The sequence below is a fragment of the Stenotrophomonas maltophilia genome, assembly GCF_006970445.1.
Taxonomy (GTDB): domain Bacteria; phylum Pseudomonadota; class Gammaproteobacteria; order Xanthomonadales; family Xanthomonadaceae; genus Stenotrophomonas; species Stenotrophomonas maltophilia_AU.
On the sequence record NZ_CP033877.1, the window covers coordinates 3,873,793 to 3,897,099 of the forward strand.

The following is a 23,307-nucleotide window of genomic DNA, read 5'->3' on the forward strand; positions in this document are numbered from 1 at the left end:
GAAGCACTGCTTACCCGCGCTCGTGCCAGCCGCCACCCAGCACCTTGTACAGGGTGATGCGGTTGGCCTGCTGCGCCAGCTGGGCCTGCAGCTGGGTCTGCTGCGCGTTGTAGGCGGTACGCCGCGCATCGAGCAGGGTGACGAAGCTGTCCAGGCCGGCGTCGTAGCGTGCCTGCGACAGGCGGTTGGCCTGTTCGGCCGCTTCCACCAGGCGCTGCTGTGAACTCACCTGCTCATCCAGGCTGACGTTCAATGCCAGCGCATCGGCGGTTTCGCGGAAGCCCACCTGGATCGACTTCTCGTACTGCGCCAGCGCGATATCACGATCGGCGTTGGCGATGGCCAGGTTGGCGCGCAGCTTGCCGCCCTGGAAGATCGGCAGGGTGATCTTCGGCAGGAAGCTCCACACGCGCGTTCCGCTGTCGAACAGGTTGGACAGTTCGCTCGAGCCACTGCCGATGCTGCCGGTCAGCGAGATGCTCGGGAAGAACGCCGCACGTGCTGCACCGATGTTGGCGTTGGCCGCCAGCAGCTGGTGTTCGGCGGCCATGATGTCCGGGCGCTGCAGCAGCACATCGCTGGGCAGGCCGGCCGGCGGCGGCGCCAGTGCCAGCAGCTGCGGTTCGATGCTGTCCGGCAGCAGCGCCGGATCCAACTGGCCACCCGCCAGCAGCGCCAGCGCGTTGCGGTCCTGGGCCAACTGGCCACGCAGGCGTGCGGCATCGGTGCGCGCGGTCTCGACCAGGGTCCGGGTCTGGGTCAGCTCCAGCGCCGAACTGCCGCCACGCTCGTGACGGGCCTCGGCCAGGCGCAGCGAATCCTCATAGGTCTTCAGCGTGGCATCGGCGATCTTCAGCCGCTGCGCATCAGCACCGTAGGTCAGCCACGCCGTCGCGGTCTCGGCCACCAGGCTCAGCTGCGCGTTGCGGCGATTGGCGGCCACCGCGAAGTACTGCTGCAGTGCCGCTTCACTGAGGTTGCGCACGCGGCCGAACAGGTCCAGCTCGAACTCGGCCACGCCGACACCGGCGGTGAACTGCTCGGTGACGCCGTCATCGGTGCCTCGGCGATCCATCTGGCCGGTGACGGCCACGCCCGGCACGCGATCGGCACGCTGCACGCGGTACTGGCCGCGCGCGCGTTCGACGTTGAGCACGGCCACGCGCAGGTCGCGGTTGTTCTGCAGCGACTGGTCGATCACCTGCTGCAGGCGCGCATCGGTGAAGAAGTCGCGCCAACCGACGGCGGCGACATCGGCCACCTGGCCCTGCGCGGCCTCGGCCGGCCACTGCGCCGGAATCGCCGGAGCGACGGCGGTGTTCTTCGGCACCAGGGTGGAGCAGCCGGCCAGCGCGAGCGTGGCGGCAATGGAAAGGAACAGGGATGCACTTTTCATGGGGATGACTTCCATCGGTACTGCCGGATGGCAGGAGGCAGTGCCGGCCAGCGGCCGGCACTGCCGATTCGCTTACGTCGTGGACTTGCGCTTGAACAGGCGCTGCACCACCACGAAGAACAGCGGTACGAAGAACACGCCGAGCACGGTGCCGACGATCATGCCGCCGAGCACGCCGGTGCCGATCGCCTGCTTGGCGCCGGAGCCGGCACCGGTGGAGATCGCCAGCGGTACCACGCCCATGCCGAAGGCCAGCGAGGTCATCACGATCGGGCGCAGGCGGTCGCGCACGGCATGCATGATCGACTCGATCAGGCTGGCGCCCTTCTCCAGGTTTTCCTTGGCGAACTCGACGATCAGGATCGCGTTCTTGCTGGTCAGGCCCACCGTGGTCAGCATCGCCACCTGGAAGTAGATGTCGCGCTCCAGGCCCTTGAAGGTGTTGGCCAGCACGGCGCCGAGGATACCCAGCGGGGCCGCCAGCAGCACCGCGGTCGGCACGCTCCAGCTTTCGTACATCGCGGCCAGGCACAGGAACACGATCATCAGCGACAGCGTGTACAGCAGCGGCGTCTGCGAACCGGCCTGGCGCTCCTGGTAGGACATCGCCGTCCATTCGATGCCGAAGCCCTGCGGCAGCTGCTTGGCCAGCTGTTCGATCTCGGCCATGGCATCGCCGGAGGCAACACCCGGGGCCGGTTCACCCTGGATTTCCATCGCCGACACGCCGTTGTAGCGTTCCAGGCGCGGCGAGCCGTAGTCCCAGTGCTTGGTGGCAAACGCACTGAACGGCACCATTTCGCCCTTGTCGTTCTTCACGGACCAGAGATCAAAGTCCTCCGGCACCATGCGGAACGCCTGGTCGGCCTGCACGAACACACGCTTGACGCGGCCGCGATCGACGAAGTCATCGATGTACGAGCTGCCCCACGCGGCGGCCAGCGTGCCGTTGATCTGGTCGATCGACAGTCCCAGCGAGGTCGCCTTGGCCGCGTCGATGTCGATGCGGAACTGCGGCGTGTCTTCCTGGCCGTTCGGGCGCACGTTGGCCAGCTTCTTGCTGCCGGCGGCGAGGCCGAGCAGCTGGTTGCGCGCGGCCACCAGTGCGTCGTGACCCTGGCCGCTGTTGTCCTTCAGGAAGAAGGTGTAGCCCGAGGCGGTACCCAACTCCGGAATGGCCGGCGGCGGGAAGGCGAAGATGAAGGCATCCTTGATCTGGCCCAGGGCCGCCATCGCACGGCCGGTGATCGGCATCACGCCATTGTTGGCGTCACGCTCGCTCCAATCCTTCAGCTTGACGAACGCCATACCCGCGTTCTGGCCCATGCCGGCGAAGCTGAAGCCCTGCACCGAGAACACCGAGTCCACCGCATCCTTCTCGTTCTGCAGGAAGTGGTTTTCCAGTGCCGCGATCGATTCCAGCGTACGTTCCTGGGTGGCACCGACCGGCGCCTGCACCAGCGCCATCAGCACGCCCTGGTCTTCGTTGGGCAGGAACGAGCTGGGCAGGCGCACGAACAACACGCCCATCAGCACGAACAGCGCCGCCACGATGCCCATGAAGCGCCACGGACGGTGGATGATGCCGCGCACGCCACGCTGGTAGCTTTCGCTGGTGCGGTCGAAGCCGCGATTGAAGCCATTGAAGAAGCGACCGGCCAGGCCACGGTGGGCGACGTGGTGCTCACCCTTCTTCAGCGGCTTGAGCATGGTCGCGCACAGCGCCGGGGTCAGCACGATCGCCACCAGCACCGACAACGCCATCGCAGAGACAATCGTGGCCGAGAACTGGCGATAGATCACGCCGGTGGAGCCGCTCATGAAGGCCATCGGCACGAACACCGCCGACAGCACCAGGCCGATACCCACCAGCGCACCGGTGATCTGGCCCATCGACTTGCGGGTCGCTTCGAGCGGCGACAGTCCTTCCTCGGACATGATGCGCTCGACGTTCTCCACCACCACGATGGCATCGTCCACCAGCAGGCCGATCGCCAGCACCATCGCGAACATGGTCAGCATGTTCACCGAGAAACCCAGCATCGCCAGTACGCCGAAGGTACCCAGCAGCACCACCGGCACGGCGATGGTCGGGATCAGGGTGGCGCGGAAGTTCTGCAGGAACAGGTACATCACCACGAACACCAGCACGATCGCTTCGATCAGGGTCTGCACCACGCCCTTGATCGACACGCGCACGAACGGAGTGGTGTCGTACGGGATCTCGGCCTTCAGGCCGGCCGGGAAGAAGCCCTTCATGTCTTCCAGCGCGGCGTTCACACCAGCAGCGGTATCCAGCGCGTTGGCGCCGGTGGCCAGGGTGACCGCCAGGCCGCTGGCCGGCTGGCCGTTGTAGCGGGTGACGAAGTCGTAGGATTCGGCACCCAGTTCGACGCGGGCGACGTCACCCAGGCGCAGCTCGGCACCGTCCTGCGCACCGCGCACGATGATGTTGCGGAACTGTTCCGGGGTCTGCAGGCGCGACTGCGCGTTGATGGTGGCGTTGAGCTGCTGGCCCTTCACCGACGGCGCACCGCCAAGCTGGCCGATCGCCACCTGGGCGTTCTGGGCCTTGATCGCCGCGGTCACTTCCGGCACCGACAGGCCATAGGTGTGCAGCTTGTTCGGGTCCAGCCAGATGCGCATGGCGTACTTGCCACCGAACACCTGGATGTTGCCCACGCCCGGCACGCGGCTGAGACGGTCGACGACATTGGAACCGACGTAGTCGGCGATGTCGTTGGCGTCCATGCTGCCGTTCTCGGACACGAACGCGATGACGTTCAGGAAGCCCGAGCTGGACTTGGCCACGTTGATGCCCTGCCGCTGCACTTCCTGCGGCAGCAGCGGCATGGCCAGCTGCAGCTTGTTCTGCACCTGCACCTGGGCAATGTCCGGGTTGGTGCCGCTCTCGAAGGTCAGGGTGATGGTGGCCTGGCCGTTGGACGAGCTGTTGGAGGAGAAGTAGATCAGGCCATCAAGGCCCTTCATGTTCTGCTCGATGATCTGCGTCACCGAGTCCTCGACCACCTTGGCCGATGCACCCGGGTAGGTAGCGCTGATTTCCACCGCCGGCGGTGCGACGTTGGGGTACATCGAGACCGGCAGCTTGAACAGGGCCAGGCCGCCGGCGAGCATGATGATGATGGCGATCACCCATGCAAAGATGGGTCGATCGATGAAAAAGCGTGCCATGGGGTTCTCCGCTTACTTCGCGTCGCCGGCCGGAGCGGCAGGCTGGGCGGCCGCTGCCGGCTTGGCCGGAGCAGCGCCCTTCTCGGTGGCCTTGACCGGCATGCCGGGGCCGATCTTCTGCAGGCCTTCGACGATGACCTTGTCGCCGGCCTTCAGACCGTCCTCGACCAGCCACTTGTCGCCGACCGTGCGGCTGACCTTGACCGGGCGCACTTCGACCTTGTTGTCCTTGTCGACCACCATTGCCGTGGTGTCGCCCTTCGGATCGCGGGCGATGCCCTGCATCGGCACCAGCACCGCGTCGCTGCGCACGCCGCCGCCGATCACTGCACGCACGTACATGCCCGGCATCAGCAGGCCGTCCGGGTTGTCCACCTTCACGCGCAGGCCGAAGCTGCCGGTGGTCGGATCGACGCTGACTTCGGAGAACTCCAGCGTGCCCTTGTGCTCGAAGGTGCTGCCGTCTTCCATCAGGATGCTGACCGGCAGGGTCTGGTTGTCCTGCAGGCGGCCGGCGGCCAGTTCGCGGCGCAGCTGCAGCAGCTCGGCCGAGGACTGGGTCAGGTCGACATAGATCGGGTCCAGCTGCTGCACGGTGGCCAGTGCATTGGCCTGCCCGGCGTTGACCAGCGCACCCTGGGTGACGCTGGACTTGCCGATGCGGCCGCTGATCGGCGCGGTGATGCGGGCGTAGCCGAGGGTGACGTTGGCCGCATCCAGCGAGGCCTTGGCGGCACCGACATCCGCCTCGGCCTGCTTCTGCGCGGCCACGGCGTTTTCCAGGTCCTGCTGGCTGACCGCATCGACCTTGGCCAGCTCGGTGATGCGCTTGGCGCTCAGGCGGGCGGCATTGGCGGTGGCTTCGGCACGGGCCAGCTGGGCGCGGGCGTTGTTGGCCTGGGCGCGGTAGCTGGCGTCGTCGAGCTGGTACAGCGGCTCGCCGGCCTTGACCATGCCACCCTCGGTGAACAGGCGCTTGGCGACAATGCCGTTCACCTGCGGGCGCACTTCGGCGACCAGGAAGGCATTGGTACGGCCCGGTAGTTCGCGGGTCAGGCCCACGGTCTCGGACTTCAGCGTGACCACAGTGACGTCACCCGGGCCCTGCTCGGGGGCCTGGGGTTGGCCGCCGCAGGCAGCCACGGTCGCGGCGATTGCCAGCGACAGTGCAAAGGGTCGGATTCGGCTCAGCAACATGACGGAAAGGCTCTTGGAGGAAGGAATCTCAGAGGAGGCTGATACCGCTGGACTTCCCCTTGTTCCGGTGAAAGCCCCGCAGATCGCGCCCACCCGGGTGGAGTGGGAGCCGGACCGGCCTGCCACGCACACGACGGGAATGATGGGTGCGAAATATACATACATGCTTGTTTGTTTGTAAACCGGTACAATTCAGCCACGTTTCACCCGCACTCGTACCCACACCCATGGCCCGCAAGACCAAAGAGGACACCCAGGCAACCCGGGAAGGCATCCTTGACGCCGCCGAAGCCTGCTTCCATGAACACGGCGTGGCCCGTACCACGCTGGAGATGATCGGTGCCCGCGCCGGCTACACCCGTGGCGCGGTCTACTGGCACTTCAAGAACAAGAGCGAGGTGCTGGCCGCGATCGTCGAGCGCGTGCACCTGCCCTTCATGCAGGAACTGGAGCGCACCTCCACCGACCAGCGCGACACCCCGGTGCACGACCTGCGCGCGGTAATGATCCACTCGTTCATCGAGCTGTCCGAGGACGAGCGCCTGCGCAAGACCATGGAAATCATGCTGCGCAGCGATGCGTCGGCTGACACCAAGGTGCTGACCGAGATGCAGCAGGCCGGTTTCCGCGATGCGCTGGACCGGATGGAGCGCGCCCTGCGCCGCGCCCGCGATCTGGGCCAGCTGCGCGAAGGCGCCGACCCCAAGATCGCCGCACGCATGCTGCACGCCACCGTGCTGGGCGTGCTGCACGGGGCAATGGTCGAACCGGAACTGATGGACCTCAAGCGCGACGGCATGCTCGCGCTGGACATGACCCTGGCCGCCTACGTGAAGGACGGTGTGTTCGTTCCCGGAACGGTGCCCGAGCCGTTGCCGGAAGCATGAGCGGCGTTGCTGCCGCCATCGCGGCACTGCACGATCTCTACCTGCCCGCAGGGCTGCAGTTGACCGGACCGATCGTGGCGGAAGCGGAAAGCGCAGAGTACGGTGCCTGCCGCTTTGCCCTTGAGGGTCACAGCATCGTGTTCCGCGTCGCGAAGATCACCCCCACCAAGACCGGCCAGTTCGTAACCCTGTGGAAGCGCCCCGCCCCCGGTTCTGATATCGCTCCATTGGATGCAGCCGATGCTGTGCACTTCGTGGTGATCGCGGTCTTCGACGGAACACAGCGCGGGCAGTTCATCTTCAGTCGTGACCTGCTGATCGAGCGCGGTGTGATGTCGCGCGATGGCGAGGGCGGAAAGCGCGCCCTCCGTGTCTATCCGCCGTGGAGCACGCCGACCGCAAAGGACGCGATCCGGACCCGGCAGTGGCAGCTTCGTTGCTTCCTGCCCACCGGTGCTGATGTCTCCGCCTCCGCCGGTGATCGATTACGCTCACTGTTGGGTTGAACCCGGCGGACCTTCCCTTTTCTGGACGCATCCTGATGATCCTGGACAACGTGGTGTGGGGCTTCATCGGCTGTGGCAGCGTCACCGAGAAGAAGAGCGGGCCGGCCCTGGCCAACACGCCGGGCTCACGGGTGGCCGCGGTCATGCGCCGCAATGCGGCGTTGGCCGAGGATTATGCGCGGCGCCATGCGATTCCCCGCTGGTACGCGGACGCCGATGCACTCATCGCCGACCCGGAAGTGAACGCGATCTACGTTGCGACGCCGCCCTCCACGCACATGCACTACGCATTGCAGGCGATAGCTGCGGGCAAGCCGGTCTACATCGAAAAGCCGATGGCCATGGACCACGACGAGTGCCAGCGCATCATTGAAGCCAGCGCCCGCAGCGGCGTGCCGGTGTTCGTCGCCTACTACCGCCGCGCCCTGCCCCGCTTCGCACAGGTGAAGCAGTTGCTGGACAGCGACGCGATCGGTACGCCGCGCAGCGTGCGCGCGACCCTTCATCGGCCGCATTCAGTAAATGCCGCATCACCGGACTTCTGGCGGACCAACCCCGCGATCGCTGGCGGCGGGCTGTTTGTCGATCTGGGCTCGCATACCCTGGACCTGCTCGACCATCTATTGGGGCCGCTGAGCGATGTGCATGGCCTGGCCAGTTCGTTGACCGGCGCCTACGCCGCCGAGGACAGCGTCTCGATGTGCTTCCGCACCGGGACGGGTGCGCACGGCATCGCGCAATGGAGCTTCTGCGCGTTCCGCCGCCAGGATGAGATCGAGATCACCGGCGACCGTGGGCAGCTGCGCTTTGCCACCTTCGAGGACGTTCCGGTGGAGCTGGAAACCGAAGCCGGCGTGCAGAGGTTCGACATCCCCAACCCGCCGTCGATCCAGCAACCGTTGATCGCCTCCCTCGTGGACGAACTGTGCGGCAACGGGCGCTCGCCCTCGAACGGCATCAGTGCCGCCCGCACCAGTGCGGTGATCGACCAGGTGCTGCAGGCCTATCGCACGCGGCAATCGCGCTGACCGCACAGGAAAAAGGCCGCCTTGCGGCGGCCTTTTCCGTATCGGGCGTTACAGGATGTAGCGGCTCAGGTCCGGGTCCTGCACCAGCTCGCCCAGATGTGCATCGACGTAGGCGCTGTCGATGGCCAGGGTTTCGCCATCGCGGTCCGGTGCCTCGTAGCTGAGCGAATCCAGCAGGCGTTCCAGCACGGTGTGCAGGCGGCGGGCACCGATGTTCTCCTGGCGCTCGTTCACCTGGAAGGCGATCTCGGCCAGGCGGTCGATGGCATCGGCGGTGAAGCTGACCTTGACGCCTTCGGTGGCCAGCAGCGCTTCGTACTGCTTGGTCAGCGCGGCCTTCGGCTCGGTCAGGATGCGCACGAAGTCATTCTTGCTCAGCGCACCCAGTTCCACGCGGATCGGGAAACGACCCTGCAGCTCCGGAATCAGATCGCTGGGCTTGGCAAGGTGGAACGCGCCCGACGCGATGAACAGGATGTGGTCGGTCTTGATCGTGCCGTACTTGGTGGACACGTTGGAGCCTTCCACCAGTGGCAGCAGGTCGCGCTGCACGCCTTCGCGGGAGACATCGCCACCGCCCACGTTGTCACCACGCTTGGCGACCTTGTCGATCTCGTCGATGAAGACGATGCCGTGCTGCTCGCAGGCCTCGATCGCCGCCGTGCGGATATCGTCCTCGTTGACCAGCTTGCCGGCCTCTTCTTCCACCAGCAGCGGACGCGCGGCCTTGATGGTCAGCGTGCGCTTGTGCGCCTTGGCGCCGCCGCCGAGGTTGGCGAACATCGACTTCAGCTGCTGGCCCATTTCCTCCATGCCCGGCGGGGTCATGATGTCCATGCTGACGTTGGCAGCCAGGTCGAGCTCGATCTCACGCTCGTCCAGCTCACCATTGCGCAGCATCTTGCGGAACTTGATGCGGGTCTCGTTGTCCTGCGCCGACGGTTCGTTGCGCGCCACTTCCGGATCGAAACCGATGCCGCCGCTACGGCGCGGCAGCAGTGCATCGAGAATGCGGTCTTCTGCGCGTTCTTCGGCCTGGGTACGCACACGCACCTTGGCCTGTTCGCGATAGAGCTTCACTGCGGTATCGGCCAGGTCGCGGATGATCTGCTCGACGTCCTTGCCGACGTAGCCGACTTCGGTGAAGCGGGTGGCTTCGACCTTCACGAACGGTGCGTTGGCCAGCGTGGCCAGTCGACGCGCGATCTCGGTCTTGCCGACGCCGGTCGGGCCGATCATCAGGATGTTCTTCGGCATCACTTCATTGCGCAGCTCAGGCACCAGCTGCATGCGGCGCCAGCGGTTGCGCAGGGCGATGGCCACGGCGCGCTTGGCGTCATGCTGGCCCACGATGTGCCGGTCCAGTTCCTGCACGATCTCGCGCGGGGTCATGGTGGCGGAGGAAACTTCGATCTTCGACATGGTTGTGCTCACGAATTCATTGTCGGTAGTGCCGGCCGCTGGCCGGCAACCAGGCACGCGTGCGGGGGCTCATGAGGTTGCCGGCCAGCAGCCAGCACACCCCTCACAGCTCCTCGACCACCACGTTCCGGTTGGTATAGATGCAGATGTCGCCGGCGATGCCGATCGCTTCACTGGCGATGGTGCGTGCATCCAGTTCGGTGTGCGCCATCAACGCGCGCGCGGCCGACAGTGCATACGAACCGCCCGAACCGATGGCGATGATGCCGTCCTCCGGCTCGATCACATCACCGGTGCCGCTGATGATCAGCGAGGTTTCCTTGTCGGCCACTGCCAGCAGGGCTTCAAGCTTGCCGAGGCGGCGCTCGGTGCGCCAATCCTTGGCCAGCTCGACCGCGGCGCGCTGCAGCTGGCCGTGTTTCTCCAGCTTGGCCTCGAACAGCTCGAACAGGGTGAAGGCATCGGCGGCGGCACCGGCGAAGCCGGCCAGCACCTGGCCATCACGGCCAAGGCGGCGCACCTTGCGCGCATTGCCCTTCATCACGGTGTGGCCCAGCGTGACCTGGCCGTCGCCGGCAATGGCCACGTGCTCGCCGCGACGGACGCAGACGATGGTAGTGGCGTGGAAAACGTTGGGGTTCTGACTGGGGTCCATGCGGCCTCCGATAGCTGTTCACGGGACATGGGGACAGCGCCGGGTGCGATCAAGCCTGCGCGGATGGCTGCCGTTCAGCGCTTGGCGTGCGACGGCCGGTCCGGATTCGGCTCGATACCCCAGGCGATGTACCAGTCTTCACCCTGCGTCTCGATCGGGTGCTGGGTGCGGCCGGAACCATTGCCGCAGGCCAGCGCGTCAGCCGCGCAGTAGCGGTCGCAGCCCCAGCAGATGCGTTCGGGGTGCTTGGGATGCAGCGGAATGGGCTTCGCCATGGTGGTGGTTTCCTCGTGGCCTGCGGCCACGATGCGCCGCTGGCGCCCACCCTGCCCTGATCCAGATCAAGCGCAGGCTATTCAGCCTTGTCGTCCCTGCTGCGGCGCTTGGCGCGCGGATGCGCGGCGTCGTAGACCTTGGCCAGGTGCTGGAAATCGAGGTGAGTGTAGATCTGCGTCGTGGCGATGTCGGCATGGCCGAGCAGCTCCTGCACACCGCGCAGGTCGCCGGACGATTCCAGGATATGGCTGGCGAAACTGTGCCGAAGCATGTGCGGATGCACGTGCTTGAACAGTCCCTGGCGCTGTGCAAGCTGGCGGATGCGGATCTGCACCGCACGCTGGCTGATCGGCCCGTTGCGGCCGGGGAACACCGGCGAGGCCGGGCCGCCGCCACTTTCCGCGCGCCATGCCTGCAGCGCTTCGCGCGCCGGCCGGCCGAACGGCACCCGGCGCTGGCGGTTGCCCTTGCCCAGCACGTTGACCAGCCCGCTGTCGAAATCCAGATCGCGCCAGGTCAGCGCACAGACTTCGCTCAGGCGCAGGCCGGAGGAATAGAACAGTTCCAGCAGCGCGCGGTCACGGCGGCCGAGTTCACCTTCCGGCTCCAGCTCGACCAGCTGCACGGCTTCATCGGCGTCGAGGACCTGTGGCAACCGGCGTGGCGCGCGCGGTGCCTTCTGCGTTGCCGCCGGACTGACCTCGATGCGCCCGTGCTTGAGCAGCCAGGCATAGAAGCTCCGGCAGGCCGACAAGCGACGCTGCAGGCTCTTGGCCGACAGACCGCGGCGGTGCTCATCGGCAATGAACTGGCGCAACGCGTCGGCATCAAGCGCCTCCACCACCACGCCACGCGGCTCGGCCCAGGCCGACAGCGCGTCCAGGTCGCGGCGATAGGCGTCGAGCGTATGTGCCGACATCCGCCGCTCCACCTGCAGGTGCTGCAGGAAGGCCTGTACCGCGCTCATCGTCGCCGTGCCCTGCTCAGCCGGGGAAACGCTTCAGGCCAGTGACCAGCGCGTCGCCCATCATGCGCAGGAACAACGTCCCCATGCCCGGATAGAAGCGGTTCGGGTCGTGGCTGCCGACCGCGATCAGGCCGACGCCCGGCAGCGGCAGCAGCGCGGTGGTCTGCACTTCTTCGCTGCGCACGCCGTACAGCACGGCATTCTTTTCCGGCTGCAGGCGGCCGCAGATCGGCTCGCCATCGTTCAGGCAATCGCGGAACGGGCCCAATTGCGGATCATCGGCGGCAATCACCTGCAGCCAGTCGGCCTGTTCCAGCCCGGCCACCGGCGTGTGCACCACCAGCCGCACCAGGTCGCCGGCGAAGTCTTCCTGCAGCGATGCGGCCATCGCACGCAGGGTGTCAGCCGCGTTGTCCTGCTTCATCAGTGCCAGGGTCAGCTGGTGCGTGCGCACCGCAAGGCGCTCATTGATCTGCGCGGTCGCGCCCAGGTCGGCCAACCGCCGCGCCAGCTCGCGGTTCTTCTCGCGCAGCACTTCCAGCTGGTAGCTGGCCAGCGATGCGGTCGGGCCGTCATCGCGCGGCACCACCAGGGTCAGGGCCAGGTCCGGGAACTGCTTGAGGAAGCCCGGATGACGCCGCAACCAGGCAGCGACTTCATGGGCCCCGAGCTTGTCGACGGTTTCGCTCATGCCATCCACTCCCCTTCGAAGACGAATGCGGTCGGGCCCGCCATCACCACCGGCTGGCCATCGCCCGGCCACTGGATGCGCAGGTCGCCACCGGGCAGGCTGATGCGCGCATCGCGCTGCAGGCGGCCGCGCTGCATCAGGGTCACCGCGGCGGCGCAGGCGCCACTGCCGCAGGCCAGGGTTTCACCGACGCCGCGCTCGAACACGCGCAGGCGGGCGTGCGCCGGGCCCATCACCTGGGCGAAGCCCACGTTCACCGAGCGCGGGAACGACGCGTGCTGCTGCAGCAGCGAACCCACGCGTTCGACCGGCGCAGCATCGATCAGGCCCACTTCGATCACGGCATGCGGGTTGCCCATCGACACCGCAGCAAAGCGGACGCTCTCGCCCTGCAGCGGCAGCAGGTATTCCTCGCGCGCGTGGGCGAAGCCCATCAGCGGCACGTTGGCCGGTTCGAACGCAGGCACGCCCATGGTCACCGCGAACTGGCCCTCGCCCAGCACCTTCACTTCGTGGCTGGCCAGCGGGCTGTCGATGACGAATGCATCGCCCTGCGCGCTGCCCTCGCGCACCAGCCAGGCCGCGATGCAGCGCGCGCCATTGCCGCACTGCTCGGAATTGGAACCGTCGGCATTCCAGATGCGGTACGAGGCCACCGAGCCTTCCGCACGCGGCGCCTCGATGGTCAGGATCTGGTCGCAGCCGACGCCGGTGTGGCGGTCGGCCAGGCGCGCGGCCAGTTCAGGCGTGGGCGGCGCAGTGCCGTCACGCAGGTCGATCACTACGAAATCATTGCCCGCGCCGTGCATCTTGCTGAAGCGCAGGGCCTTGGAACCGGCCTCACTCATTCCCGCTGCCCGCCTTCTTCGCAGGCACCGGCTGGGTGGTCGGTGCAGCCGGCTCCACGGTCGTGGCCGGGGTGCCGCTGCCCTGGGTCTCCGCCGGGGTCGCCTCAGCGGCGGGCTCGGCTGCGGGTTCGACGGTTTCTTCCACCGGCACCGGCTTCTGCGGCAGAACCAGCGGGCCCTTGTTGCCGCAGGCGGCGAGGAGCAGCAGCGAGGCCGCTGCCAGCGGAATCAGGATGGCGTTTCGATGGGGGATCTTCATGCCCCGAGTATAGCCATTGGCGGCTGAGCGGTTCGTGCAGGGGATCGGGTTGCTGGCCAGCGGCCGGCACTCCCGCAGGCGCTCAATCGGCGGGCGGTGGCAGCGGCCGCGTCCACAGCCAGATCGCCACCACGGTCATGCTGCCGATCGAGAACCACTTCACCCAGGCGATCGGCACGCACCACAGCATGATGGCGGCGCACACGGCCATGGTGATCGTGGCCATCCACTTGCCGTAGCGGCTGACCGCCCCGTGTGCCTGCCAGTTGGCGATGGCCGGGCCGAAGCGCGGGTGCTGCAGCAGCCAGTTGTGCAGGCGTTCGGATCCGCGCGAGGCGGCCCACGCCGAGATCAGGATGAATACGGTGGTCGGAAGGCCCGGCACGAAGATGCCGACAATGCCGGTGCCGAGGCTGACGTAGGCCAGCAGCCACCACGCCCAGCGGAAACGCACCACGCGCGGTGGCGTGGCGGTATCGCGGGATGTGGGGGGCTCGGGCAGGCTCATGGCCGCAAGGATAACGGTTCGGGGTGCCCGGCAACGCCCGGCACCCCTTCGCCGTTACGGCTGGGCGATGCCCAGCTGCTGCAGCACGAACGCGTACGACTCGGACAGCTCCCGATAGCGCTGGAAGCGCCCCGACTTGCCGCCGTGGCCGGCTTCCATGTTGGTGCGGAACAGGATCGGGTAGTGGCCGGTGTTGTCGTCACGCAGCTTGGCCACCCACTTGGCCGGCTCCCAGTACTGCACCTGCGAATCCCACAGGCCGGTGCCCACGAACAGCGCCGGGTAGGCCTGCGGCTTCACGTTGTCGTAGGGCGAGTAGGACAGCATGTAGTCGTAGTACTGCTTCTGCTCCGGGTTGCCCCACTCGTCGTATTCGTTGGTGGTCAGCGGAATGGTCGGGTCGAGCATGGTGGTGACCACGTCGACGAACGGCACCTGCGCCACCATCACCCGGTAATCCTGCGGAGCCTGGTTGGCCACGGCACCCATCAGCAGGCCACCGGCGCTGCCGCCGGACGCGGCCACGCGATCCTTCGCCGCCCAGCCCTGTGCGACCAGGCCGCGGGTGACGTCGATGAAGTCGTTGAAGGTGTTCTGCTTGTGCAGCAGCTTGCCGTTCTCGTACCAGTCGCGGCCCATCTCCTGGCCGCCGCGGATGTGGGCGATGGCACAGACCACGCCACGATCGAGCAGGCTTACCGCGGTCTGGTTGAAGTACGGGTCCATCGACATGCCGTAGCTGCCATAGGCGTACTGGAACAGCGCGCCCTTGCCGTCCTTCTGGTAGCCCTTGCGGTAGACCAGCGACACCGGCACCTTCACGCCATCGCGCGCAGTGATCCAGACGCGGTCGGTTTCATACTTCGACGCGTCATAGCCGATCACCGGCTGCACCTTCAGCTGGCGGCGCTCGCCGGTGGCGGTGTTCAGCTCGAACACCGTGGTCGGGGTGGTCATCGAGGTGTAAACGTAGCGCAGCCACGGCGTATCGGCCTCGGTGTTGTCGCCCAGGCCCATCGAGTACGCCGGCTCATCGGCCTTCACGTAGTCGCTGCGGCCATCCTTGAACAGCAGGCGGATGCGCTCCAGGCCCTCGGAACGTTCGGCAATGGCGGTGTAGCTGTCGAACAGCTCGAAGCCTTCGATGAACACCGCATCGTCGTGCGCGATCCAGTCCTTCCACTGCGCGCGTGAGGTGGCATCGGTCGGTGCGGTGACCAGCTTGAAGTTCTTCGCACCGTCGTTGGTGCGGATCACCCAGCGGCCGTCGTAGTGGTCGGCGTCGTACTCGACATCACGCTGGCGCGGCGCCAGCACGGTGAAGGTGGTTGGATCGCTGGCCGGCGCGTAGCGCTCTTCCGAGGACACGGTGCTGTGCACGCCGATGGTGATGAAGCGATCGTCGCGGGTGCGGCCGATGCCCATGTAGAAGCTGTCGTCCTTCTCTTCGTAGACGACGGTGTCGGCGCTGGCCGGGGTGCCCAGCACGTGCTTCTTGACGCGCACGGTCAGCAGGGTTTCCGGATCGTTCTCGACATACAGCACGGTGCGGTTGTCGTCGGCCCAGACCAGGTCGCCGGAGCTGCCGGTGATCACATCGGGCAGCACCTTGCCGGTGGCCAGGTCCTTGAAGCGGATCGTGTACTGGCGGCGGCCAACATCATCATCGGCCCAGGCCAGCAGCTGGTTGTCCTGGCTGACCTCCATCGAGCCGACGCTGAAGTAGCCCTTGCCGGCCGCCATCGTGTTGACGTCCAGCAGGACTTCCTCGGCGGCATCCATGCTGCCCTTGCGGCGCGCGTGGATGGGGTAGTCCTGGCCGGTCTCGAAACGGCTGTAGTACCAGTAGCCGCGCTCGCGCGCCGGCACGCTGGAATCGTCCTGCTTGATGCGGCCGACGATCTCCTTGTACAGGGTGTCTTCCAGCGGCTTCAGCGGTGCCAGCAGCTGGTCGGCGTAGGCATTCTCGGCCTGCAGGTAGGCCAGCATGTCCTTGTTCTCGCGCTTGTCGTCGCGCAGCCAGTAATAGTCATCGTTGCGGGTCGCGCCGAACGGCGCCTTGACCACATGCGGATGCCTGGCGGCGTCCGGCGGAACGGGCAGGGGGGCGGCGTTGGCAGTCGTGGTCATCAGGCTGGCGAGCAACAGGCAGAGGGTGGATTTCATGAGATAGGGCTCCTTGAGCGGCAATGCAATGGCGTCCTTGTGCCCGAGTCTGGGTCGCGGAAGGACTGCCGGCAACCCTGCCGGTAGTGCCGGCCGCTGGCCGGCAACCTCATGAACTCCGGAATGGGTCGGAATGCCGGCCAGCGGCCGGCACTACCCAAACGCATGCTCCCCGCGCGCGGCGTACCATGGGCATATGAGTACCCTGCCCCACACGCCGGGCTACAGCCGGCGCAGCCACGAAATCGCCCCGTTCCACGTGATGTCCCTGCTGGCCCGCGCACAGGCGCTGGAGCAGGCCGGCCACGATGTGATCCACCTGGAAATCGGCGAACCGGACTTCACCACCGCCGAACCCGTCGTGCGTGCCGGCCAGGCTGCATTGGCTGCCGGCCACACCCGCTACACCGCCGCACGTGGCCTGCCGGCCCTGCGTCAGGCGATCAGTGGTTTCTATCGCAGCCACTACGGGCTGGACATCGATCCCGAACGCATCCTGGTCACTCCGGGCGGGTCCGGTGCGCTGCTGTTGGCCAGCAGCCTGCTGGTCGATCCCGGCCGCCACTGGCTGCTGGCCGACCCCGGCTATCCGTGCAACCGCCACTTCCTGCGCCTGGTGGAAGGCGGTGCGCAGCTGGTACCGGTCGGGCCGGAGACCGCCTACCAGCTGACCCCATCACTGGTCGAACAGCACTGGAACGCCGACAGCGTCGGCGCGCTGGTCGCCTCGCCGGCCAACCCGACCGGCACCGTGCTCTCTGCCGGCGAACTGGCCGCACTGTCGCAGACCCTGCACGCGCGGGGCGGCCACCTGGTGGTTGACGAGATCTATCACGGCCTGACCTACGGCCTGGATGCACCCAGCGTGCTGCAGGTGGACGACAGCGCGTTCGTACTGAACAGCTTCTCCAAGTACTTCGGCATGACCGGCTGGCGGCTGGGCTGGCTGGTGGCACCGCCGGCAGCGGTACCGGACCTGGAGAAGCTGGCGCAGAACCTGTACATCAGCGCGTCAAGCATCGCCCAGCACGCCGCGCTCGCCTGCTTCAGCGAGGAATCGATGACGATCTTCGAACAGCGCCGCGACGCGTTCCGCCAGCGCCGTGATTTCCTGCTGCCCGCGCTGCGCGAGCTGGGCTTCCGCATCGAAGTCGAGCCACAGGGCGCGTTCTACCTGTACGCCGATGTCAGCGCGTTCACCGACGACGCGCAGGCGTTCTGCGCCCACTTCCTGGAAACCGAGCACGTGGCGTTCACCCCGGGCCTGGATTTCGGCTTCCATCGCGCCAACCAGCATGTGCGGCTGGCATACACCCAGGAAGTGCCGCGGTTGCAGGAGGCGGTGGCGCGGATCGCGCGTGGGTTGAAGCGCTGGCAGGGATCACGTTGACGGTGGTGCCGGCCGCTGGCCGGCAACCCGGGAATGCATGAATGATGCGGTTGCCGGCCAGCGGCCGGCACTACCGGATAAAGAAAAACGCCGCCCGAAGGCGGCGTTTTCCGTTCTGCTTACTTACCGCCCAACCGCTCCCACAGGAAGCTGTAGGCCAGCGCCGACATGTGTGCGGCCTGCGCGTTGTTGGCTGCGCCGCCGTGGCCACCTTCGATGTTCTCGTAGTAGGTCACGTCCTTGCCGGCGTCGATCATCTTCGCCGCCATCTTGCGGGCGTGGCCCGGGTGCACGCGGTCGTCGCGGGTCGAGGTGGTGAACAGCACCGGCGGGTAGTTCTTCTTCGCGTTGAACAGGTGGTACGGCGAGAAGGTCTTGATGAACTCCCAGTCGCTGGTATCCGGGTTGCCGTACTCGGCCATCCACGAGGCGCCAGCCAACAGATGGCTGTAGCGCTTCATGTCCAGCAGCGGCACCTGCACCACCACCGCACCGAACAGTTCCGGGTACTGGGTCAGCATGTTGCCGGTCAGCAGGCCACCGTTGCTGCCACCCTGCACGCCCAGGTGCTTGGCGGTGGTGATCTTGCGCTTGACCAGATCGCGCGCCACCGCGGCCATGTCTTCATAGGCCTTGTGGCGGTTCTGCTTCAGCGCCGCCTGGTGCCAGCGCGGGCCGTACTCGCCGCCGCCACGGATGTTGGCGACCACGTACACGCCGCCCTTCTCCAGCCAGGCGCGGCCCATGCCACCGGAGTAGCTCGGGGTCAGCGAGATCTCGAAGCCACCGTAGCCGTACAGCAGGGTCGGATTGGAGCCATCGAGCTTCATCGCCCTGTCGTGCACCACGAAGTACGGCACGCGGGTGCCGTCCTTGCTGGTGGCGAAGTGCTGCTCGATCACCTTGCCCTTGGCGTCGAAGAAGGCCGGCATGGTCTTCAGCGTTTCCGGCGCCTGGCCGATCTCGGCCAGGGCCAGCGTGGTCGGGGTCAGGTAGTCGGTGGCGGTCAGCCACACCGCGTCGCTGTCATTGCTGTCCACCGCGCCCACGGCCAGCGTGCCGAAGGCCGGCGCGCCGACGAAGCGGCTGGTCTTCCAGCCATCTGCGCCCGGGGTCAGCACCGACAGGCGGTTCTTGACGTCGTCCAGCACGTTCAGCACCAGGTGGCTCTTGGTCCAGGTGGCGCTGGCCAGCGAGGTGGTCGCGGTCGGGGTGAACAGCACCTCGAAGTCGCGCTTGCCGGCCAGGAAGTCGTCCAGCTGGGTCGCCAGCAGCGAACCGGAGGCATAGGTCTTGCCGCCCACGGTCCACGGATCGCGCAGTTCCAGGGTCAGCCACTGCTTGTGCAGGCCCTTCTCGGCCGAATTCGGCGCGTCGATCTTGGTCAGCGTGCCGTCGTCGCCACGCAGGTAGAGCTCGTTGTTGTAGAACGCCAGCGTGCGGCTGACCAGGTTGCGCTCGAAGCCCGGGGTGTCATCGTGCATCGCCGCGATGTACATGTCTTCCGGCTTGCCTTCGTACACCACGGTGGCCGAGGCCATCGGCGTGCCGCGCTTCCACAGCTTGGCCACGCGCGGATAGCCGGACGTGGTCATCGTGCCGGCACCGAAGTCGGTGTAGACGAACACGGTGTCGCGGTCGACCCAGTTGAGGCCACCCTTCGACTCCGGACGGAAGAAGCCGTCCTTGATCCAGGTCTTGTTGGCCAGGTCGAACTCGCGGGTGACGTCAGCATCGGCGCCGCCGCGCGACAGCGCGATCAGGCAACGGCTGTAATCCGGGCGCAGGCAATCGGCGCCGTGCCAGACCCAGTTCTCACCCTCGGCCTTGTTCAGCGCATCCAGGTCGAGCACGGTCTCCCACTGCGGCGAGGCCTTGCGGTACTCGGCCAGGGTGGTACGCCGCCACAGGCCGCGCTCGTGCTGCTGGTCCTTCCAGAAGTTGTAGTAGTAGTCGCCGATCTTCTGCACGCCGGGGATCTTGGCGTCGGAGTCGAGCACCTCGCGGATGCTGGTCTCCATCTGCTTGAAGGCCGGGGTCTGCGCCAGGCGCGCCTCGGACTTGGCATTCTGTTCCTTGACCCAGGACAGCGGCTTGTCGCCGGTGACGTCCTCCAGCCAGGCGTAGCGATCGGTGTCTTCAGCGGCCACGGCGGTCCCCACCGAGGCAGCGGTCATCATGCCGGCCAACAGGCAGGCGGAAGCGAGTCGTGACATTGCAGCTCCAGGCAGTCATAAGCCGTGGAACGCTAGCACGGAATGTCGCGGCCTCCCCCGTGTCGAAGGTCAGGCCGTGGCCACCGGACTGCGCCGGCGACGCGTGGCCGGAACCGGCCGACGGCGCGCCTGTCCACCGGTACGCCGCGCCAGCCGCAGCCAGGACAGCCGCGGCAGCGGAAAGCGCAACAGCGCCCACCACGCCGCGAGCGGCATGCCCACCAGCCACATCGGCAGCCAGCCCAGCCACGCGCTGCTGCCACGTGCCGCCGGCCAGACCAGGACCAGCGCCAGCCCGGCCAACGCCAGTTGCCGCACGCCGCGCAGCAGGCGCGGGTCGGCGCGTTCGATGACGCGTTCAGTTGCAGGGCGACGGACGGAACGTGCGTTCATGGGGCTTCTCCGGTAGACAATGCAACACAGCTTGGGCAAGCCCCTTCTCACAGGATGCGACACCATTGACGGATCGCGTGCACACAGTCGACCATGCGCGTGCAAGCCCACTGGAGCCCGCTCCCGCATGACATCGATCCGCCCGTTCTGCGCCGTGCTGCTGGCTCTGTCCCTGGCAGGCCCTGCCATGGCCGCCAGTGAGCCGCCGTCGCCCCGCGCCAGCGCCAACGACGCGGCCGACCCGGGGGCGCCGATCGACCTGAAGCGCTTCATGGGCACCTGGTACGTGATCGGCCGCGTGCCGAACTTCATCGAACGCGGGCATGTCGCCAGCGTCAACGAGTACGAGCTGCGCGACGAGCACAAGGTCGGCATCACCTACCGCTACCGTGATGGCTTCGGCGAACCGCTGCAGGAAGTACGCGCACGTGCCAGCGTCGATCCGGACAGCGGCAACCACGGCTGGCGAACCTGGTTCTATCGCGTGGTGCCGACCCATTCGCGGGTGCTGGAAGTCGCCCCCGACTACTCATGGGCACTGATCGGTTATCCGGGCCGCGAGATGGCCTGGATCTTCGCGCGTACGCCGGACATGGACAAGGCTCTGTACAAGGAGCTGGCCGAACGCCTGCGCGACGAGTACGGCGTGAACACCGACAAGCTCAAGCGCGTACCGCAGCATCCGGAACAGGTCGGCAAGCTGGGCTACGAAGTACCGAACGCACGTTGACCGCACGCGGGCGCGGACCTGGGGCCGCGCGCCCGGGATTCATGCCGCCCGTGGCTGCACCCGGCGTTCGATCTCGCTGCGCGTTGGCAATGTCTTGAGATCGTAGGCCGCCTGCATCGCAAGCCAGGACGCGGCATCCCCACCGAAATGCCGCGCCAGCCGCGCCGCGGTGTCCGCAGAGATGCTGCGTTGGCCGTGCACGATGGCATGCAGCCGCGTTGCGGGAACATCCAAGGCCTTCGCCAGCGCATTCACGCTCAGCGCCAGGGGCAGCAGGAATTCTTCGCGCAGGATCTCGCCAGGATGGATGGCGCGCATGCCGTTGTGGGGACGCTTCATGGCGGGCACCTCAGTGATAGTCAACAATTTCCACGGCATCGGCGCCGCTGTCGGTGCAGGTGAAGCAGAGCCGCCACTGTTCGTTGATACGAAGGCTATATTGCCCTCTCCGATCACCTGACAGCGCCTCAAGACGATTCCCGGGCGGGCTGCGCAGGAAGGCCAACGTCTGTGCCGAATCGAGCAGCTGGAGTTTACGTTCAGCAGCGCGTCGTATCGGGTCCCAGGCGCGAGGGCAGGTTCCTTCAAACAGGGCGCGGGTCTGCTTGCAGCGGAATGCACGGATCATTCCGTCAAACGTATTACGTTTGACGGAACATACCAAGGAATGCGATGTGCTGCCAGTCCCAGTCCGGCGGTATCGATTCCTGATGGGCGTGGCGGCTTCCAGAGCCTGGCGCTATGACAGGCACAATGTCGACACGCTGCAGGCTGCCGGACAGCGGCCGGCACTACCCGAACGATGCCGGGCGCCGCCCGGCATTCTGTTACTTGCGGCTGTAATGCGCGACCAGGCGGTCGCCGAGCATCTGCAGCAGTTGCACCAGGACCAGCAGCAGGACCACGGTAACCAGCGCCACGTCGGTGTGCGAACGCTGGTAGCCGTCGCGGAACGCCAGGTCGCCGAGGCCGCCGGAACCGATCGCACCGCCCATCGCGGTGAAGCCGATCAGGGCCACGGTGGTGACCGTCGCACCCGCAATCAGCCCCGGTCGTGCCTCTGGCAGCAACACGCGGGTGACCAGCTGCCAGGTCGTCGCCCCCATCGCCTGGGTCGCCTCGATGACGCCGCGATCCACTTCGCGCAGCGCCGTCTCGACAAGACGCGCGTAGAACGGTGCCGCGCCGATCACCAGCGGCACGATCGCACCACGTACACCCAGCGAGGTCCCCATCAGGAACAGCGTGACCGGGATCAGCACGATCATCAGGATGATGAAAGGCACCGAGCGCAGCAGGTTCACCACCAGCGCCAGCACGCCATAGGCGAACGGCCGGCGCTTCATCTGCGGTGCGCCGAACAGGTACAGCAGCACACCCAGTGGCAGGCCGATGGCCAGGGTCAGCGGCAGCGAACCGAGCAGCATCAGCAGGGTATCGATGGTGGCCTGGCCGATGTCGGCCCACTTGCCCGCATCCAGATGGCGGAAGAATCCACCGGCAGTGGCGATGATCATCGACGCAGCTCCTCGACATGCACACCGGCAGCCACGAAGGCGGCCTGCGCGGCGGACTGGTCACCGCCCACCAGGGCGACCACCAGCTGGCCATAGGGGGTGTCCTTGATCCGGTCGATACGGCCGGACAGGATGTTGTAGTCGACCCCGGTCTGGCGCGCGACGCTGCCGAGCAGAGGTTCGTAGGTGTCGCCACCGAGGAAGGTCAGGCGCACGATGCGCCCGCCCACCACGTCGAAATCGCGGTGCAACGCCCCTTCGTCCACGTGCTCCGATTCGCTGACGAAACGACGCGTGGTCGGGTGCTGCGGGTGCAGGAAGACCCGGGTGACCGGTCCGGTCTCGACCATCTGGCCGGCATCGAGCACGGCAACGCGGTCGCAGACACGGCGGATCACGTCCATCTCGTGGGTGATCAGCACGATGGTCAGGCCCAGCTCGCGGTTGATTTTCGACAGCAGCGACAGCACCGCAGCCGTGGTCTGCGGATCGAGCGCACTGGTGGCCTCATCGCACAGCAGGATCTGCGGGCGGGTCGCCAGCGCACGGGCGATGCCGACACGCTGCTTCTGTCCACCGGACAGCTGCGCCGGATACTTCTGCGCGTGCGCTTCCAGGCCCACGGTCTGCAACAGCTCGGCTACGCGCGCGTCGATCTCCGCCTTCGGCGTGCCGGCCAGCTCCAGCGGGAAGGCGACATTGCCAGCCACCGTGCGCGACGACAGCAGGTTGAAGTGCTGGAAAATCATGCCGATGCGCCGGCGCAGCGTGCGCAGGCCGTCCGCGTCCAGTGCGGTGACATCCTCGCCACCGATCAGCAGCCGGCCACCACTGGGTTCTTCCAGGCGGTTGATCATGCGGATGAGGGTCGACTTGCCCGCGCCGGAATGGCCGATGATGCCGAATACCTCACCGGCCTCGATGGTCAGGTCCAGCGGTTGCAGCGCGCTGACTTCGCGGCCGGCAACGGCATAGGATTTGTGCAGGCGCTGGAACTCGATCACGGGCGTGGCTCACCGGCTGGGTGACGGAAGGGGGCGTGCAGCCTACCAGCGCGGGC

23 protein-coding genes are annotated in these 23,307 nt (G+C 66.8%); 5 read left to right on the forward strand and 18 right to left on the reverse strand.

Features of this window, described 5'->3' with window-relative positions:
- Nucleotides 1-10: 10 nt before the first annotated feature.
- From smeF to smeD, 3 genes are read right to left on the reverse strand one after another with little or no spacing between them, the layout of a single operon-like run.
- On the reverse strand, nucleotides 11-1,411 hold the full coding sequence (gene smeF, locus EGM71_RS17720) for a multidrug efflux RND transporter outer membrane subunit SmeF (protein WP_188486057.1): 1,401 nt from the start codon (nucleotides 1,409-1,411) through the stop codon (nucleotides 11-13).
- Nucleotides 1,412-1,468: 57 nt separating this feature from the next.
- Nucleotides 1,469-4,591 carry a multidrug efflux RND transporter permease subunit SmeE gene (gene smeE / locus EGM71_RS17725; protein WP_188486060.1) on the reverse strand — a complete coding sequence of 1,041 codons (3,123 nt, stop codon included), beginning with the start codon at nucleotides 4,589-4,591 and terminating at the stop codon, nucleotides 1,469-1,471.
- A gap of 12 nt (nucleotides 4,592-4,603) precedes the next feature.
- On the reverse strand, nucleotides 4,604-5,788 hold the full coding sequence (gene smeD, locus EGM71_RS17730; RefSeq protein ID WP_075676214.1) for a multidrug efflux RND transporter periplasmic adaptor subunit SmeD: 1,185 nt from the start codon (nucleotides 5,786-5,788) through the stop codon (nucleotides 4,604-4,606).
- A gap of 227 nt (nucleotides 5,789-6,015) precedes the next feature.
- On the opposite strand from smeD, the gene smeT reads away from it, so the two are divergent.
- From smeT to EGM71_RS17745, 3 genes are read left to right on the forward strand one after another with little or no spacing between them, the layout of a single operon-like run.
- Nucleotides 6,016-6,675 carry an efflux transporter SmeDEF transcriptional repressor SmeT gene (gene smeT, locus EGM71_RS17735; RefSeq protein ID WP_005419430.1) on the forward strand — a complete coding sequence of 220 codons (660 nt, stop codon included), beginning with the start codon at nucleotides 6,016-6,018 and terminating at the stop codon, nucleotides 6,673-6,675.
- A complete protein-coding gene (locus tag EGM71_RS17740) occupies nucleotides 6,672-7,181 on the forward strand; it encodes a MepB family protein (protein WP_101766100.1) in 510 nt (169 codons plus the stop codon). The genes smeT and EGM71_RS17740 overlap by 4 nt, the downstream gene beginning before the upstream one ends.
- Nucleotides 7,182-7,216: 35 nt before the next feature.
- The gene (locus EGM71_RS17745) at nucleotides 7,217-8,209 is read left to right on the forward strand and encodes a Gfo/Idh/MocA family protein (RefSeq protein ID WP_188486061.1); all 993 of its coding nucleotides are present in this window, start codon (nucleotides 7,217-7,219) and stop codon (nucleotides 8,207-8,209) included.
- Nucleotides 8,210-8,257: 48 nt separating this feature from the next.
- Here EGM71_RS17745 and hslU read toward each other — a convergent pair whose 3' ends face one another.
- From hslU to EGM71_RS17790, 9 genes are all read right to left on the reverse strand, one after another.
- The gene (gene hslU / locus EGM71_RS17750) at nucleotides 8,258-9,631 is read right to left on the reverse strand and encodes an ATP-dependent protease ATPase subunit HslU (RefSeq protein ID WP_019337671.1); all 1,374 of its coding nucleotides are present in this window, start codon (nucleotides 9,629-9,631) and stop codon (nucleotides 8,258-8,260) included.
- 103 nt (nucleotides 9,632-9,734) lie between these two features.
- A complete protein-coding gene (hslV, locus tag EGM71_RS17755; RefSeq protein ID WP_005411093.1) occupies nucleotides 9,735-10,286 on the reverse strand; it encodes an ATP-dependent protease subunit HslV in 552 nt (183 codons plus the stop codon).
- A 74-nt stretch (nucleotides 10,287-10,360) separates the two neighbouring features.
- Nucleotides 10,361-10,561, reverse strand: coding sequence for a DUF3079 domain-containing protein (locus tag EGM71_RS17760; RefSeq protein ID WP_024957056.1), 201 nt, complete (start codon nucleotides 10,559-10,561; stop codon nucleotides 10,361-10,363).
- A 77-nt stretch (nucleotides 10,562-10,638) separates the two neighbouring features.
- A complete protein-coding gene (xerC, locus tag EGM71_RS17765; protein WP_188486063.1) occupies nucleotides 10,639-11,529 on the reverse strand; it encodes a tyrosine recombinase XerC in 891 nt (296 codons plus the stop codon).
- A gap of 16 nt (nucleotides 11,530-11,545) precedes the next feature.
- Complete coding sequence (locus tag EGM71_RS17770) at nucleotides 11,546-12,220, reverse strand: DUF484 family protein (protein WP_188486065.1); 675 nt, start codon at nucleotides 12,218-12,220, stop codon at nucleotides 11,546-11,548.
- Nucleotides 12,217-13,068, reverse strand: coding sequence for a diaminopimelate epimerase (gene dapF / locus EGM71_RS17775; RefSeq protein WP_188486067.1), 852 nt, complete (start codon nucleotides 13,066-13,068; stop codon nucleotides 12,217-12,219). Before dapF ends, EGM71_RS17770 begins: the two co-directional genes overlap by 4 nt.
- Nucleotides 13,061-13,327, reverse strand: coding sequence for an LPS translocon maturation chaperone LptM (gene lptM, locus EGM71_RS17780; RefSeq protein ID WP_188486069.1), 267 nt, complete (start codon nucleotides 13,325-13,327; stop codon nucleotides 13,061-13,063). The genes dapF and lptM overlap by 8 nt, the downstream gene beginning before the upstream one ends.
- Before the next feature lie 82 nt (nucleotides 13,328-13,409).
- Nucleotides 13,410-13,835 carry a YbaN family protein gene (locus EGM71_RS17785; protein ID WP_188486071.1) on the reverse strand — a complete coding sequence of 142 codons (426 nt, stop codon included), beginning with the start codon at nucleotides 13,833-13,835 and terminating at the stop codon, nucleotides 13,410-13,412.
- 54 nt (nucleotides 13,836-13,889) lie between these two features.
- On the reverse strand, nucleotides 13,890-16,001 hold the full coding sequence (locus EGM71_RS17790; protein WP_188486073.1) for a S9 family peptidase: 2,112 nt from the start codon (nucleotides 15,999-16,001) through the stop codon (nucleotides 13,890-13,892).
- 196 nt (nucleotides 16,002-16,197) lie between these two features.
- Between EGM71_RS17790 and EGM71_RS17795 the strand changes: the two genes are divergently transcribed.
- Nucleotides 16,198-17,391 (forward strand): pyridoxal phosphate-dependent aminotransferase, encoded by a 1,194-nt coding sequence (locus EGM71_RS17795; protein ID WP_188486075.1) that lies wholly within the window; start codon nucleotides 16,198-16,200, stop codon nucleotides 17,389-17,391.
- A gap of 119 nt (nucleotides 17,392-17,510) precedes the next feature.
- On the opposite strand, the gene EGM71_RS17800 is transcribed toward EGM71_RS17795, so the two are convergent.
- Nucleotides 17,511-19,607, reverse strand: coding sequence for a prolyl oligopeptidase family serine peptidase (locus tag EGM71_RS17800; RefSeq protein WP_188486077.1), 2,097 nt, complete (start codon nucleotides 19,605-19,607; stop codon nucleotides 17,511-17,513).
- 69 nt (nucleotides 19,608-19,676) lie between these two features.
- Nucleotides 19,677-20,000 (reverse strand): hypothetical protein, encoded by a 324-nt coding sequence (locus EGM71_RS17805; protein ID WP_188486079.1) that lies wholly within the window; start codon nucleotides 19,998-20,000, stop codon nucleotides 19,677-19,679.
- Nucleotides 20,001-20,127: 127 nt separating this feature from the next.
- Here EGM71_RS17805 and EGM71_RS17810 point away from each other — a divergent pair, with 127 nt between their 5' ends.
- Nucleotides 20,128-20,730, forward strand: a complete 603-nt coding sequence (locus EGM71_RS17810; RefSeq protein ID WP_188486081.1) for a lipocalin family protein — start codon at nucleotides 20,128-20,130, stop codon at nucleotides 20,728-20,730.
- Between the two features lie 39 nt (nucleotides 20,731-20,769).
- On the opposite strand, the gene EGM71_RS17815 is transcribed toward EGM71_RS17810, so the two are convergent.
- The 4 genes from EGM71_RS17815 to EGM71_RS17830 form a co-directional block, all read right to left on the reverse strand.
- Complete coding sequence (locus EGM71_RS17815) at nucleotides 20,770-21,069, reverse strand: HigA family addiction module antitoxin (protein WP_006471116.1); 300 nt, start codon at nucleotides 21,067-21,069, stop codon at nucleotides 20,770-20,772.
- A 10-nt stretch (nucleotides 21,070-21,079) separates the two neighbouring features.
- Nucleotides 21,080-21,358, reverse strand: a complete 279-nt coding sequence (locus tag EGM71_RS17820) for a type II toxin-antitoxin system RelE/ParE family toxin (RefSeq protein WP_188486083.1) — start codon at nucleotides 21,356-21,358, stop codon at nucleotides 21,080-21,082.
- A 199-nt stretch (nucleotides 21,359-21,557) separates the two neighbouring features.
- Nucleotides 21,558-22,247, reverse strand: coding sequence for a methionine ABC transporter permease (locus tag EGM71_RS17825; protein ID WP_014038544.1), 690 nt, complete (start codon nucleotides 22,245-22,247; stop codon nucleotides 21,558-21,560).
- Nucleotides 22,244-23,251 (reverse strand): methionine ABC transporter ATP-binding protein, encoded by a 1,008-nt coding sequence (locus EGM71_RS17830; RefSeq protein WP_188486085.1) that lies wholly within the window; start codon nucleotides 23,249-23,251, stop codon nucleotides 22,244-22,246. Before EGM71_RS17830 ends, EGM71_RS17825 begins: the two co-directional genes overlap by 4 nt.
- Nucleotides 23,252-23,307: the final 56 nt, after the last annotated feature.

What these genes read in the sequence shown, in the direction of transcription:
- hslU (WP_019337671.1), bottom strand. Translation starts at nt 9,631, where the DNA reads ATGTCGAAGATCGAAGTTTCCTCCGCCACCATGACCCCGCGCGAGATC.
- EGM71_RS17805 (WP_188486079.1), bottom strand. Translation starts at nt 20,000, where the DNA reads ATGAACGCACGTTCCGTCCGTCGCCCTGCAACTGAACGCGTCATCGAA.
- EGM71_RS17790 (WP_188486073.1), bottom strand. Translation starts at nt 16,001, where the DNA reads ATGAAATCCACCCTCTGCCTGTTGCTCGCCAGCCTGATGACCACGACT.
- EGM71_RS17760 (WP_024957056.1), bottom strand. Translation starts at nt 10,561, where the DNA reads ATGGCGAAGCCCATTCCGCTGCATCCCAAGCACCCCGAACGCATCTGC.
- smeF (WP_188486057.1), bottom strand. Translation starts at nt 1,411, where the DNA reads ATGGAAGTCATCCCCATGAAAAGTGCATCCCTGTTCCTTTCCATTGCC.
- xerC (WP_188486063.1), bottom strand. Translation starts at nt 11,529, where the DNA reads ATGAGCGCGGTACAGGCCTTCCTGCAGCACCTGCAGGTGGAGCGGCGG.
- hslV (WP_005411093.1), bottom strand. Translation starts at nt 10,286, where the DNA reads ATGGACCCCAGTCAGAACCCCAACGTTTTCCACGCCACTACCATCGTC.
- EGM71_RS17800 (WP_188486077.1), bottom strand. Translation starts at nt 19,607, where the DNA reads ATGTCACGACTCGCTTCCGCCTGCCTGTTGGCCGGCATGATGACCGCT.
- smeD (WP_075676214.1), bottom strand. Translation starts at nt 5,788, where the DNA reads ATGTTGCTGAGCCGAATCCGACCCTTTGCACTGTCGCTGGCAATCGCC.
- EGM71_RS17740 (WP_101766100.1), top strand. Translation starts at nt 6,672, where the DNA reads ATGAGCGGCGTTGCTGCCGCCATCGCGGCACTGCACGATCTCTACCTG.
- EGM71_RS17825 (WP_014038544.1), bottom strand. Translation starts at nt 22,247, where the DNA reads ATGATCATCGCCACTGCCGGTGGATTCTTCCGCCATCTGGATGCGGGC.
- EGM71_RS17810 (WP_188486081.1), top strand. Translation starts at nt 20,128, where the DNA reads ATGACATCGATCCGCCCGTTCTGCGCCGTGCTGCTGGCTCTGTCCCTG.
- EGM71_RS17815 (WP_006471116.1), bottom strand. Translation starts at nt 21,069, where the DNA reads ATGAAGCGTCCCCACAACGGCATGCGCGCCATCCATCCTGGCGAGATC.
- EGM71_RS17785 (WP_188486071.1), bottom strand. Translation starts at nt 13,835, where the DNA reads ATGAGCCTGCCCGAGCCCCCCACATCCCGCGATACCGCCACGCCACCG.
- EGM71_RS17745 (WP_188486061.1), top strand. Translation starts at nt 7,217, where the DNA reads ATGATCCTGGACAACGTGGTGTGGGGCTTCATCGGCTGTGGCAGCGTC.
- dapF (WP_188486067.1), bottom strand. Translation starts at nt 13,068, where the DNA reads ATGAGTGAGGCCGGTTCCAAGGCCCTGCGCTTCAGCAAGATGCACGGC.
- EGM71_RS17795 (WP_188486075.1), top strand. Translation starts at nt 16,198, where the DNA reads ATGAGTACCCTGCCCCACACGCCGGGCTACAGCCGGCGCAGCCACGAA.
- EGM71_RS17770 (WP_188486065.1), bottom strand. Translation starts at nt 12,220, where the DNA reads ATGAGCGAAACCGTCGACAAGCTCGGGGCCCATGAAGTCGCTGCCTGG.
- lptM (WP_188486069.1), bottom strand. Translation starts at nt 13,327, where the DNA reads ATGAAGATCCCCCATCGAAACGCCATCCTGATTCCGCTGGCAGCGGCC.
- smeE (WP_188486060.1), bottom strand. Translation starts at nt 4,591, where the DNA reads ATGGCACGCTTTTTCATCGATCGACCCATCTTTGCATGGGTGATCGCC.
- smeT (WP_005419430.1), top strand. Translation starts at nt 6,016, where the DNA reads ATGGCCCGCAAGACCAAAGAGGACACCCAGGCAACCCGGGAAGGCATC.
- EGM71_RS17820 (WP_188486083.1), bottom strand. Translation starts at nt 21,358, where the DNA reads ATGATCCGTGCATTCCGCTGCAAGCAGACCCGCGCCCTGTTTGAAGGA.